The sequence below is a fragment of the Nonomuraea sp. NPDC052265 genome, from assembly GCF_044547985.1.
Lineage (GTDB): Bacteria > Actinomycetota > Actinomycetes > Streptosporangiales > Streptosporangiaceae > Nonomuraea.
The window spans coordinates 332,127-344,403 of record NZ_JBIUBJ010000004.1 but is presented as its reverse complement, the minus strand read 5'-3'; the positions used below and the strand labels follow the sequence as shown (position 1 = coordinate 344,403).

Genomic DNA, 12,277 nt, shown 5'->3' with positions numbered 1-12,277 from the left:
GAACTGTCGGTGCCGCCTGCCAGGATGCGAGCCATGACGACCATCGCCGGCTTCTGGGACGCCGCCGCCGACTCCTTCGACGACGAAGCCGATCACGGGCTCCGCGACCCCGGGATCAGGGCCGCCTGGGCGGCACGCCTGGCCGAGTGGGTGCCCGCGGGGCCCCTCGACGTGCTCGACCTGGGCTGCGGCACGGGCTCGTTGTCGCTGCTCCTGGCCGCCCAGGGCCATCGCCTGACCGCCGTCGACCTCGCCCCGCGCATGGTCGAGCGGGCCCGGGTCAAGCTGGCCGCCACCGACGCCGTGGTGCTGACCGGCGACGCGGCCGACCCGCCCGTCGGCGATGGCCGCTTCGACGTCGTGCTGGCCCGCCACCTGCTGTGGACCATCCCCGACCCGCGGGCGGCGCTGACCCGCTGGGTCTCACTGCTGCGCCCCGGCGGCCGGCTGGTGCTGGTGGAGGGCCGCTGGCAGACCTCCGGGCAATCCGACTACGTGCCGGGCGAGCACTTTCCCTGGATGGGCGGCGTCACCGCCGACGACCTGACCGCCGCCCTGCGCCCTCTGGTCGCCGGCCTCCAGGTGCACCCCCTCCCGGATCCGGCCCTGTGGGGCAAGGAGATCACCGACGAGCGCTACGCGGTGGTGGCCGTGCTCTGAGAACACACGGCCGTCGTATCAGAGGGGGTGCGGGGAGCCCAGCGGTGAGGCCGCCGTACGATGGGCCCCTTCGCCGGGAAGGGGACAGGCACGGTGGTGGGCACGACGTTCGAGATCGCCGGTGAGCTGCGGGTACGACGCCTCGGCTACGGCACCGCCCAGCTCACCGGCCCCGGCTACTGGGGCCCACGCCTGACGCCCGGCGAGGCGGTCGCGCTCCTGCGCCGGGCCGTCGAGCGCGGCGTCACGCTCCTCGACACCGCCGACAACTACGGCCCGGACATCGCCGAGGAGCTGATCGCCCAGGCGCTCCATCCGTACCCCGGCGACCTGGTGCTGGCCACCAAGGGCGGCGTGATCCGTACAGGGCCGGACAAGTGGCACGCCGCCGGACGCCCCGAAAACCTGCGCGCCATGTGCGAGGCGAGCCTGCGCCGCCTGCGCACCGAGACCGTCGACCTCTACCAGCTCCACCGCATCGACCCCGCGGTGCCGCTCGCCGACCAGCTCGGCACGCTGGCCGAGCTGCGCGAAGAGGGCAAGATCCGGCACATCGGGCTCGACACCGTCACCCTGGACCAGCTCGACGAGGCGCTGACCGTCCTGCGGCCGGCGTCCGTGCAGAACCGGTTCAACGTGCTGGACCGGGAGTCGGAGCCGGTGCTGGAGCGGTGCGCGGAACAGGGCATCGCGTTCCTGCCCTGGTTCCCCCTCGGGAACGGCTCCCTCACCACGGGCACGGGCACGGGCACGGCGATCGAGCGGGTGGCCGCCCGGCACGGCGCGACCTCCGGCCAGGTGGCGCTGGCCTGGCTGCTGCACCGCTCCCCGGTCGTCCTGCCCACGCCCGGCACCGGCTCGCCCGCCCACCTGGAGGAGAACCTGGACGCCGTCGGCCTCGTCCTGACCGCCGAGGACATGCACGCCCTGGAGTGATCCACCTGCACGCCGAACGACACGGGACCCCTGTCTGAACGAGTTCAAAAGCCAGGAGTAGTGTCGGCCGGGTGAAGACGGTGATTCCTGGAGGCACCGGACAGGTCGGCGAGATCCTCCGCCGGGCCCTGACCGCCGCCGGACACGACGTCGTGGTCCTGACCCGGCGGCCGGCCCGGGAGGGCGAGGTCGCCTGGGACGGCGAGACCCTGGGCGCGTGGGCGCGGGAGATCGACGGCAGCGACCTCGTGATCAACCTGGCCGGGCGGAGCGTGAACTGCCGCTACACCCCCGGCAACCTGCGGGCCATGATGGACTCGCGGGTGCGCTCCACCCGGGTCGTCGGCCGGGCGATCGCCGCCGCCGGGCGCCCGCCCCGGGTCTGGCTGCAGATGAGCACCGCCACCGTCTACGCCCACCGCTTCGACGCGCCCAACGACGAGGCGACCGGCCTGATCGGCGGCGACGAACCCGGCGTGCCGGGCTACTGGCGCTACAGCGTCGAGATCGCCAGGGCGTGGGAGCGGGAGCAGGAGCGGGCCGAGACCCCGGACACGCGCAAGGTCGTCCTGCGCACCGCCATGGTGATGAGCCCCGACCGTGGCGGTGTGCTCGACGTGCTGCTGCGCCTGACGCGGCTCGGCCTCGGCGGCGCGGTCGCGGGCGGCGCCCAGTACATGTCCTGGATCCACGACCGCGACCTCGTCCGCGCGGTCGAGTTCCTGGCCGGGCGGGACGACCTGAGCGGACCGGTCAACCTGGCCGCCCCCGGGCCGCTGCCGCAGGCCGCGTTCATGCGGGCGCTGCGGTCCGCCTGCGGTGTGCCGGTGGGCCTGCCGGCGACGCGGTGGATGGCCGAGCTCGGCGCGTACGCGCTGCGGTCCGACACCGAGCTGCTGCTCAAGAGTCGCCGGGTCGTCCCGGGCCGGCTCCCGGAGGCGGGCTTCGCCTTCGAGCACCCCGAGTGGCCGCAGGCCGCCGAGGACCTCGTCCGGAGAGTGCGCCTCCGCCGGAGGGGCTGACCCGCACGGCGCCGGGTCGTGAGGAGGCTTGCGAGAAAACCGTAAGGTGCCTTACGGTTTCCTCATGATCAATTACAGCGAGCTGGAGGCCAGGCTGGGCGTCCCGATCGGGGTCGAGGAGGCGCGGTCCCGATGGGGGGCGCTGGTGGGCGCGGCGGGCGAGGGACAGGTCACGCTGATCACGCGGGAACGCTGGGAGTGGGCCGCGCTGGTGCCGCTGTCCAAGGTCCCGGGGGTGCTGACCGGGTTGCCGGTGGTGTCGTTGTCCACGGCCAAGGCCAAGCTCGGGGATCTCGTCCGGCAGGTCGCCGAGCCGTACGACGACAGCCCCGTGCTGCTGGCCCGGCACCGGACCCCGGTCGCCGCGCTGATCGCGGCCACCCGCCTGCTCGGGCCCCGGACGGGTGAGCAGGTCGCGCCGCCGGGGGCGGGCGGCGTCGAGGCGCTGCTGCGCGACGGCTGCACGGTCACCCTGAGCCGCCATCCGACCGGGTCCGGCGTGATCGCCGTCGCCCGCGACCGCGACGGTGGCGAGGTGGCCGTGGGCACCGGCGACAACGCGGAACAGGCCCTGCGCGCCCTGGGCTGAGCGCCTTCGCGCTCGGAGGCCCGCTTGAGCGCCCTGGGCCGCGTGCCCCGCGCCGGATGCTGGGCGGGCAGCCCGCGCTGGAGCGCGGCCGAGGTGGGCCGCCGTCCCGCCTGCGCGCGGCCGGGATCTCGGCAGGTGGGTCGCCGTCGTGCCTGTGTCCGGCTGGGATCTTGACAGGTGGGTCGCCGTCGCGCCTGCGTGCGGCCGGGATCTTGACAATCGCCGGGCCGACCTCTTTCCTAGAGGGGGATTCTAGAAAGAGTGGCGCATGAACCTTCAGGCGGTCCGGTGTGACTGAGTGCCCGTCCAAGGCCGTCGTGGCGGAGCCGGTCGCGGGCACGGCACAGGAGGACGAGGCCGCCCGGCTGCGGTACGCCTGGCGAGCCGTCTCGGTCACCAGCCTCGGCATGTTCCTGACCGGGCTCAACTCCAGCTCGCTCAACGTCGCCCTGCCCGCCGTCGTCGCGCACTTCCACGCCGACGCCTTCCTGGCGAGCTGGGTGCTGCTCGCCTACATGCTGGTCAGCTCGGTCGGGCTGGTGGTGTTCGGGCGGGTGGCCGACCTGTTCGGCAGGCGCGGCACGTACCTGCTGGGGTTCGTGGTGTTCACCGCGGCGAGCCTGGCGGCCGGGTTCTCGCCCTCGATCGAGCTGCTGCTGGCGGCCCGCGTCGCCCAGGCGTGCGGCTCGGCCATGATCCTCGCCAACAGCTCCGCCATCCTGGCCAGCGCCTTCCCCCCGGCCCGGCTGGGCCGCGGCATGGCCGTCTACATGGCCATCATCTCCGTGGCGGGGCTGGTCGGGCCGTCGTTCGGCGGGTTCCTGGCGGGCGCGGCGGGCTGGCGGTGGGTCTTCTGGTTCAACGTGCCCGTCGGGGTCGCGGCCATCGTCTGGGGCGCCGTCACCCTCCGTCCGGTGCCGAGGGGCCCGCGCGAGCGGCTGGACCTGCCGGGGATCGTCCTGCTGTTCACCTGGCTGAGCGGGCTGCTGCTGGCGCTGTCCCAGGGCAGCTCGCTGGGCTGGCTGAGCCCGTGGGTGGTGGCGGGCGGGGTGGCGTTCGCGGCGGCGGCCCCGGTGTTCGCGCTGGTCGAGTGGCGCAGCCGGACTCCGCTGCTGGACCTGCGGCTGTTCGGCGACCGCGGCTTCGCGCTGGCCAACCTGGCGGCGGTGCTCAACTCGCTCGGGCAGTTCTCGATCGTGCTGCTCATCTCGCTGTTCCTGCAGTCCACCCGGCAGTTCGAGTCCGCGCAGGCCGGGCTCGCCGTGCTGCCCGTCTCGGCAGCCTCGGCCCTGACCTCGCTGGTGGCCGGGGCGCTGACCGGCCGCTTCCATCCGCGCACGGTGGCGGTGGCCGGATCGGCGGTGAGCGCGGCGGGCATGGCGGTCATGCTGGCCGCGCTCGACCCGTCCGTGCCCTACGCCTGGCTCGGGACGGCGCTCGGGCTGGTGGGCGCGGGCAGCGGGCTGTTCATCACGGCCAACACCACCGCGATCATGATGGACGCGCCGCAGAACCGGCTCGGCGTGGTCAACGGCGTACGGCTCATGCTGGTCAACGTCTCGACCGTGATCAGCACCGCCATGTCGCTGGCCATCGTCGCCGCGTCCGTGCCGGCCGCCGAGCGGCACCTGGTCTACGCCGCCGACCCCGCCCGGCTGTCCGGCGTGGCCGGCGTGCTGCAGGACGGCTACCGGCTGGCGGTGGCCGTCCTGCTGGTGCTCGCCGTGGCGGCCACCGTGGTCACGGCGGTGAGCCGTACGGGGGCCCGCCGGGCGGCGTAGAGGTCACCCCGCGGTTGCCTGCGAGGGGCGTGAGGCGGTGTAGGTGGAAACTGGAGCCCCATGTCGGGGTGAGTTTGACGATTAGTGAGGAAATATGGTCATCTCGTGACCATTGTTTCTGATGGGATGAGTTAGACCGGTCCGGGGGAACGCTTCATGCCGCACGCCCTCCTGCGCGTGCTCGCTTCGACGTCCATCGCAGCCACCGCGCTGGCGGGTCCGCCGCTCGCCGCCTCCAGTCCCGCCCAGGCGGCGCCCGTCGTCCAGGCGCCGCCTGGTCAGGTGGCGCCTGGTCAGGTGGCGGTGCCCGCGGTGCGGGAGCCGTCCGGGCAGGTGGCGGTGCCCGCGGTGCCGGAGCCGCCGCCCGCCGTGGCGACGGTCCCTTCGGGGCCGTCGCCCGCCGTGCGTCCCATGGGGGAGGGGCCGGTGGGGCCGGAACGGCCGGAGATCACCACGCCCGCCGGAACGGCCCTCTCCGACGGGATCGTCGCGCTCGCCGAGCGGCGGCAGGAACGGCAGGGGCTCGGGCGGCAGGCCCCCGACCCCGCCGCCCTCCTGCCCGACACGACCGGCGCCACCCCGCTGACCCTCCTGCGCCCGCCCCCCGCCGTGACCAGGGCCCTGGACGCCCTGCGCCTGGCCGCCCACCTCCCCCAGGGGCGGATGGCGGGGCGTGGTTCGTCCAGGGGACAGGCGCTGACGTATCGGTTGTGTGTGGTGGGGGTGGCGCGGGCGGTGGCGTGTTCGGCGCGCAGGCCCGTCGCCGTGCCGGTCGCCGCGGACGTCACCGGCGACGGCCTCCCCGACCTGGCGGCCGACCTGGTGCCCGCCGCGAACCCCGGCGACGGCGACGTCGGGCTCGGGTTCACCGTCAGGAGCCTGTCCGGGCAGAGGGTCAGGGCGCTGGTCTGGGCCGAGTACGACGACAAGGTGACCGTCGGGTTCGACGGCCTGCGCGCGGGCGCGTCGCTCTCGGCGCTCGACCGCGGGACGTTCACCGTCGACCCGGAAGGCGGGACGGTCAGGGCGAGCGTCACCCGGAAGGACCCGGGAGCCTCCGCCGTCACCCTGGCGGGGCTGACCGGGCGCACCGCGGTGAGCCTGCGCCAGACCCCCGCCACCGAACGGCTCACCGTCGAGGCCACGCTCGGCCCGGCCGCCGCCGAGCCCGGCGCCACCACCTCCAAGCCCGGCCCCACCGCCTCAGGGGCCGTCGAACTGGACGTCACCGCCTCCCGGCCCGCCAGGCTCGACGCGATCGCCGTCTCCCGTGGCCGCTACACGCAGGCCGTACTGGACCGCATGCCCACCCGCGCCCGGGTGCGCCTGTCCGGCGGGCGGATCCGCTTCACCGCCCCCGCCCCGATCGCCCGCGCCGAGCTGCACAGCCACCTCTACCGCGACGGCCGCCTGGCCACGGTGACCGGCGCCGAGCTGCGCGAGGTGCCCCGCTCCTTCACCGCCGCCTACGCCTCGACCGGCGGCGGCGGGCAGAGCCTGACCGTCGAGTCGTCCCGGCCCGCGCGGACGGGCTCGGCCGAGGTGCTCCACTACGACCGGGCCGCGTCCAGGACCGTGCTGCGGGCCGAGCTGAGCGGCCTGCCCGCCCGGGTCCGCATGGAGAACGACCCGGCCGTCCACCGCGTCACGCAGACGGCCAGCTCCCCGATCGGCCGCTTCGCCGCCGTCCTGCAACGTGGCGGCGGCGCGGTCTCCAGCCCCGGCGGCGGCCACGTCACCATGATCAAGAACGGCGACGCGGTCGGGATCTCGGCGCTGCTGAGCGGGGTGTCGGGCTTCGACGTCACGTACGGCGGCGCGCCGCACGCGCACCTGGAGGCGCGGGCGAGCGGCCGGTCCTTCGTGGGCGCGGCCAGCGTCGACGGCACGCGCCTGGCACGCCTGGAGATCTCCAACACGCCCGCCGAGGTCGACCTCGCCCTCGACCCCGCCGCCGGGAAGGCCGTCTACCGGGCCAGTGGCGTGATCGACCGGGTCAGGGCCGCCTATGCCGACGTCCGGAGCGGGCCGACGATCGACGGCACGGTCCGCGGGGTGCGTGAGGACGTACGGACCGCGTGGAAGCTGGGCGAGCGCTCGTCGGTCGAGGTCACCACGTCCGGCCGCCTGCGCGACCTCCGCCTGTACGCGGCCAGGCCGTACGTCACCACCCTCGGGAACGCCGGACGCGCCGCGGGCGGGGACGACGTGCGGGTGGCGGTGGAAGGGGTACGCAAGCGGGCCGAACTGGTCGCCGACACCGCGGCCGGGACCCTCGCCTGGAACGCGAGCGCCCCCGTGGCCAGGGTGTCGGCGCTGGCCAGGATCAGGACGGGCGGCCGGGTGCTCAGGGCCGCCGCCGACGTGACCGGCGTACCGGCCCGCTTCGAGGCCGCCTGGAAGGAGGGCGACTACCGCTTCCGCGGACTGTCCGGCCCGGTGGGGTCGGCGGCCCTGGCCGTCGCCAACCACGACGGCGCCACGTCCCCCGACGGCCCGCACCTGGCCGCCCACTACGACCGGGCCACCGGCGACCTGGACGCGAGCGTGCTGGTCAAGGGCCTGTCGCGGGTCGAGCTCAGCCCGTCCGGGCAGGGCTTCCGAGCCGGGTTCCGCGCCGCCCGGCAGCGGCTCGCCGTGGACGCCGACATCGTCCTGGGCGATGTGCGCTTCGGCGTCCTCGGCAGGGTGGGGCCGGTGCCGGGCGACCTGACGGTCGCCGCCACGCCCGAGGGCAGGCTCACCTACTCCGGCTCCAGGCTCGGCGTGACCGCCCGCGCCTGGCTCGGCAGGACCGCCGCGCTGGCCCGCATGCGGCCCGCCCCCGCACTGAAGGGCGGCCTCTCGCTGGTGGACGGCGGCTGCCCGGCCGGAGCCCGGGGCTGCGGGCCGGGGCCGTTCTGCACGACACGGAACGGCTGCTACGGCCTCCAGGGCTACCTCGACGTCACCGGCCTGCCCAGCCAGGTGACGATCGACCCCGCGGGCGGCACGTTCGCCTTCGCGGGGTTCGCGCCCAGGCGCCGGACCCTCGCCCTCTACCTGGCCAGCAGCGTGCTCGCGCCGGTCCCGGTCAAGGCGCGGGCAACGCTGACCGGGCTGCCGTCGAGAATCACCCGCCTGTCGCTGGGGCCGTTCGACGCCGGGCACGTCGCCTACCGGGTCGAGCCGTCCGCTACCCTGGGCGCGCTCGACGTACGGGCCGAGGCGGACGGGCTGCGCGGCCACGTCGCCCTCGACCCGGTGCCCGCCGCCGTGGACGTGCGGGCCGCGTACGGGGCCAGGACCCGGGTGCGGGTACGGAACTCCGCGCCGGTCGAGCGCCTGACCGCCGAGGTCACCCTGCCCGGCCGGGGCACCGGCGGGCTGCGGCTGACCGACGTGCCGGCGGTGCTCGGCCTGGACGCCGACGCCTCGGCCGCCGGGCTGAGCGTCCCCACGGTCACCTACCGGGGCGGCGCGAGCACCCTCGACGGCCACCTGGGCGTGGACGGCGGCCTGGTGGACCCCTCCGGGCGGCTCGGCGGCGTCTCGCTCACGGTCGAGGACCTGGCCGCCGACACCACGATCAGGCTCAACCCCGACCAGTCGCTCGACCTGGCCTCGAAACCCGGGCCCACGGGCCGGATCGCGGTGGGCGCCGGGCTGCGCGTGGGCCCGGTCCCGAGGCAGCGGATCGCCGTGTCCAAGGAGGTGCCGTACACCACGGGGTTCCTCACCTACGAGGTCGGCGGGGACTTCGCGCTGGGCGCGAGCGCGGTGCGGGAGGTGTCGCTGACGGTCCGGCGGGTGTCCTGGCTGCGGGTACGGCCGGGACGGATCCCGTTCGGGCTCAAGGCTCCGGCGGCGGCCGGGTTCCTCGCACCCGGCTTCGAAGGCGCCTACGACCGGCTCGACCTGGCCGCCAAGGGCGTGGACCTGCGGCCCGACGTCTCCCTGCGGGTCAGGCTGAGCAGGAAGATCGGCGAGGACGTCTTCACCGGCTCCCTCCGGCTCACCCCGGCCACCTCGCTCGCCCTGCGCCGCTACGACCAGCGCATGCGCCGCGTCGGCGCCCGCCAGGAGATCGCCGCCGCCGGGATCGGGCTGGCCTGCCTCACGGTGGACGCCAAGCCCGGCTTCGCCTCCGGCGGCAGGGGCGGGTCGATCACCCTGCGCGGCGCCGACGGCCCCCAGATGGTTGCCTTCCTCGACCCCGGCGGGCAGACCCCGGACTACGCGGTGGACCTGCTGACTTCCTTCATGTCGCCGTTCCCGGACGCGGACTGGAAGGTGGCGGCGGCCACGGCGGGCTCCTGCGCCCGCCCCCACCGGCGAGATGCCCGGGGCCGCGACCGCTGAGCACGGCGGCGCCCGCCACGATCCCGGCGAAAGACCTCACAAGGGGACGCTAGCCCCCGACCGGGGAGGGGATCGAGCGCCCGAGACGGATGCGCAGGCGGTCGCCGGTGCGCAGGGTCTCGCGCTCGCCACTACCCCGCTCGCGCGCTTTCAGCTTCCGCCGGCGAAGGATAGCGCTTACCGGGGCTGATGAGGTGGAATATCAGGGTTCCCTACAGGTTGGAGTTCCCCCATGTCCTTGTTCGACCTGCCGATCGAGCAGTTGCGCGGCTACCTCCCCGACCGCGACGAGCCCGCCGACTTCGACGACTTCTGGTCCCGTACGCTGGCCGAGGCCGGTGGGTTCGACCCGGCCGCCGAGTTCGTGCCCTACGACCTGCCGCTGAGCGGGGTGGACGTCTACGACGTGTCCTTCGCCGGGTGGGGCGGCCACCGGATCAGCGGCTGGTTCATCCTGCCGCGCGGCGTCCGGGAGCCGGTGCCGTGCGTGATGCACTACATCGGTTACAGCGGCGGACGCGGGTTCCCCAAGGACCACCTGCTGTGGCCCGCGGCCGGGTACGCGGTGTTCGTGATGGAGACCCGGGGGCACGGCGGCGCGAGCCCGGGCAGCCCCGGCGTGACCGGCGACCCGCACGGCAGCGCCAACGTGCAGGCGCCCGGCATGATGACGCGCGGCATCCTCGACCCCGAGGACTACTACTACCGGCGCGTGTTCACCGACGCGGCCAGGGCGGTCGACGTGGCCGCGGCCCACCCGGCGGTGGACGCCGAGCGCATCGTGGTCTCGGGCGGCAGCCAGGGCGGCGCGATCGCGCAGGCCACGGCGGCGTTGCGCCCGTCGGTGCGGGCGGCGCTGGTGGACGTGCCGTTCCTGACGCACTTCCGGCGGGCGGTCGAGATCACCGACAGGGATCCGTACCAGGAACTGGTGCGCTTCCTCGCCTCCCGCAGGGACGGCGCCGACCAGGTGTTCCGCACGCTGTCGTACTTCGACGGCCTCAATTTCGCCGCGCGCGGCCGGGTGCCCGTGCTGTACTCGGTCGCGCTCATGGACTTCGTCTGCCCGCCCTCCACGGTCTTCGCCGCCTACAACCACTGGCAGGGACCGAAGGAGATCAACGTCTGGCCCTGGAACGGGCACGAGGGCGGGTCCGGTTACCAGACCGAGGAGCAGATCCGCTACCTGCACAAGCTCCTGGCCGGCTGACCCGGCGGGGGGCCGCCGTACCGGCGTGGTCGCCGGTACGGCGGCTCCTGTCAGACCGCCTGGGCGGTCACCATGAACGACACGCTTCCCTGCGCGTCGGCCCCGGCGTCCAGGGCCTTGTCGTCCAGCACGGTCGCGGCCACGGGATCGAGGTAGACCCGCGCCCCCTCGGTCTCGACGACCTCGTCCGCCGGCTCCGGGGCCGGGGCCAGGGAAAGGGTGAGCGAATTCGCGTCCTCGCCCTGCGACGAGATGCGGATCCCGCTCTGCGCGGGTTCCGGCGCGGACGCGGTCAGGTCGCGAATCGCCTGGGCTGCGTTGGCTGTCAGGGTGAGCACTACGGCTCCTCCTCACGGTCGACGTACAGAAGTTGCCTGACCTTCCCCCGATGCCGGGACCCAACCCTTCTTGGCGTTTTCTTTACCGTGAGGGGGTGCGGTCCGTTCGTGGGGTGAGTGTCAGACGGTCCACTTCCCGTCGAGCATGAGATCGCGGCCCGCCAGCTCGTTGACCTCGCGCCACGCCTGCACCAGCACCGGCGTGACCCGGAAGTAGCTGTACGGGCCGCGCGACTCGCGCGGGTCGAACCCGGTCTTCACCGCGAACGCGTCGCCGAGGTCGTCCGGGATCGTGCCGGCCGGTTGCGCCGTCACGGTGCCTTCGATGAGGACGACGTCCCTGGTCAGGCCCAGGCCGAGACGGACGGTGCCGCCGGCGAGCAGGTTCCGGGCGGTGGGCGTGGCGTCGGCGGTGGACAGCAGCAGCGTGTGCCCGTCCCACAGGAACGACAGCGGCGTCATGTACGGGCCGCCCTCGCCCGCCGTGGCCACCCAGGCGTCGACGTCGTGTTCGAGCCGGTCGAGCGTGTCCCGCTTGCGCTGCTCCGGTGAACGGGCCGGTGGCGTCATCCTTCTCCTCGCACTCTCATCGGTCACGTCGACCGCGTCGCATCCGTCAACATGATGACGGCTCTCGACGGAGGAACGCGACATACGGCCCAGCATCGCCTCGACTGGCCGTCGCGGACGGCGGGATCACCGGGATCGACCTCGCGACCGCCCCACCGGGCTCGCCGCCGTCGAGGTGGCGCCCCCGCCTGAGCCGGGATCCGACGCGGCGCGCCTGAGGGGGAAGTCACGACCGCATGGTTACTCTCTGTATCGGAGAAGTATCACCATGTCAAGGAAAACTCATGCGTACTCGTCTGACCATGTTGCTGGCCGCCGCGGCCGTCGTCGCCCTCTCGGGGTGCGGCGACAACGCCACAACCAATACCGCGGGGCTGGCGCCGCGGACCGACGCCCAGCCGTCCGAGCAGGACAGGACCTGGATGGTGGCCATCCACCAGGGGAACCTGGCCGAGATCGAGGCGGGCCGCCTGGCCGAGAAGAAGGGCGCCACCGACCAGGTCAAGTCGGTCGGGCGGATGCTCGTCGACGACCACACCCAGTTCGACAAGAAGGTGACCGAGACCGCGAGCCAGCTGGCCATCCAGCTTCCCGCCGCGCCGACCTCCGAGCAGGCCGCCATGGCCAAGCGTCTGCAGGACGCCAAGGGCAAGGAGTTCGACCAGGAGTTCGTCACGGGCATGATCAAGGCCCACAAGGAGGCGATCGAGGCCACCAAGGAGGAGATCTCCAAGGGCTCGTCGCCGGCGGTGGTGGCCCTGGCCAAGTCCGCGTCCCCGACGCTCCAGGAGCACCTGAAGGCGCTGAAGAAGGCGCAGGGCGACTGACGG

At 74.1% G+C, this 12,277-nt stretch carries 10 protein-coding genes; 8 read left to right on the top strand and 2 right to left on the bottom strand.

Annotated features, from left to right (window positions below; genetic code table 11):
• Positions 1–33 precede the first annotated feature (33 nt).
• The 7 genes from ACIHAD_RS15185 (at position 34) to ACIHAD_RS15155 (ending at position 10,539) form a co-directional block, all read left to right on the top strand.
• Complete coding sequence (locus tag ACIHAD_RS15185; RefSeq protein ID WP_397355018.1) at positions 34–660, top strand: class I SAM-dependent methyltransferase; 627 nt, start codon at positions 34–36, stop codon at positions 658–660.
• 60 nt (positions 661–720) lie between these two features.
• Positions 721–1,596 carry an aldo/keto reductase gene (locus ACIHAD_RS15180; protein ID WP_397355017.1) on the top strand — a complete coding sequence of 292 codons (876 nt, stop codon included), beginning with the start codon at positions 721–723 and terminating at the stop codon, positions 1,594–1,596.
• A gap of 71 nt (positions 1,597–1,667) precedes the next feature.
• A complete protein-coding gene (locus tag ACIHAD_RS15175; protein ID WP_397355016.1) occupies positions 1,668–2,618 on the top strand; it encodes a TIGR01777 family oxidoreductase in 951 nt (316 codons plus the stop codon).
• Between the two features lie 64 nt (positions 2,619–2,682).
• Positions 2,683–3,207, top strand: a complete 525-nt coding sequence (locus ACIHAD_RS15170) for a hypothetical protein (RefSeq protein ID WP_397355015.1) — start codon at positions 2,683–2,685, stop codon at positions 3,205–3,207.
• A 290-nt stretch (positions 3,208–3,497) separates the two neighbouring features.
• Positions 3,498–4,988: a DHA2 family efflux MFS transporter permease subunit gene (locus tag ACIHAD_RS15165; protein ID WP_397355014.1), complete on the top strand. Its 1,491-nt coding sequence runs from the start codon at positions 3,498–3,500 to the stop codon at positions 4,986–4,988.
• A gap of 156 nt (positions 4,989–5,144) precedes the next feature.
• Positions 5,145–9,329 carry a hypothetical protein gene (locus tag ACIHAD_RS15160; RefSeq protein ID WP_397355013.1) on the top strand — a complete coding sequence of 1,395 codons (4,185 nt, stop codon included), beginning with the start codon at positions 5,145–5,147 and terminating at the stop codon, positions 9,327–9,329.
• Between the two features lie 232 nt (positions 9,330–9,561).
• Positions 9,562–10,539, top strand: a complete 978-nt coding sequence (locus ACIHAD_RS15155; protein ID WP_397355012.1) for an acetylxylan esterase — start codon at positions 9,562–9,564, stop codon at positions 10,537–10,539.
• A 50-nt stretch (positions 10,540–10,589) separates the two neighbouring features.
• Here ACIHAD_RS15155 and ACIHAD_RS15150 read toward each other — a convergent pair whose 3' ends face one another.
• Both ACIHAD_RS15150 and ACIHAD_RS15145 read right to left on the bottom strand, forming a co-directional pair.
• On the bottom strand, positions 10,590–10,877 hold the full coding sequence (locus ACIHAD_RS15150; RefSeq protein WP_397355011.1) for a Fe-S cluster assembly protein HesB: 288 nt from the start codon (positions 10,875–10,877) through the stop codon (positions 10,590–10,592).
• Between the two features lie 120 nt (positions 10,878–10,997).
• Positions 10,998–11,447, bottom strand: a complete 450-nt coding sequence (locus ACIHAD_RS15145; protein ID WP_397355010.1) for a pyridoxamine 5'-phosphate oxidase family protein — start codon at positions 11,445–11,447, stop codon at positions 10,998–11,000.
• Between the two features lie 284 nt (positions 11,448–11,731).
• Between ACIHAD_RS15145 and ACIHAD_RS15140 the strand changes: the two genes are divergently transcribed.
• Entirely contained in the window at positions 11,732–12,274 is a 543-nt protein-coding gene (locus ACIHAD_RS15140) for a DUF4142 domain-containing protein (RefSeq protein WP_397355009.1), read from the top strand.
• Positions 12,275–12,277: the final 3 nt, after the last annotated feature.

Coding starts and splice junctions, on each gene's coding strand:
- ACIHAD_RS15185 (WP_397355018.1), top strand. CDS start 34: ATGACGACCATCGCCGGCTTCTGGGACGCCGCCGCCGACTCCTTCGAC.
- ACIHAD_RS15155 (WP_397355012.1), top strand. CDS start 9,562: ATGTCCTTGTTCGACCTGCCGATCGAGCAGTTGCGCGGCTACCTCCCC.
- ACIHAD_RS15180 (WP_397355017.1), top strand. CDS start 721: ATGGGCCCCTTCGCCGGGAAGGGGACAGGCACGGTGGTGGGCACGACG.
- ACIHAD_RS15170 (WP_397355015.1), top strand. CDS start 2,683: ATGATCAATTACAGCGAGCTGGAGGCCAGGCTGGGCGTCCCGATCGGG.
- ACIHAD_RS15145 (WP_397355010.1), bottom strand. CDS start 11,447: ATGACGCCACCGGCCCGTTCACCGGAGCAGCGCAAGCGGGACACGCTC.
- ACIHAD_RS15140 (WP_397355009.1), top strand. CDS start 11,732: ATGCGTACTCGTCTGACCATGTTGCTGGCCGCCGCGGCCGTCGTCGCC.
- ACIHAD_RS15160 (WP_397355013.1), top strand. CDS start 5,145: ATGCCGCACGCCCTCCTGCGCGTGCTCGCTTCGACGTCCATCGCAGCC.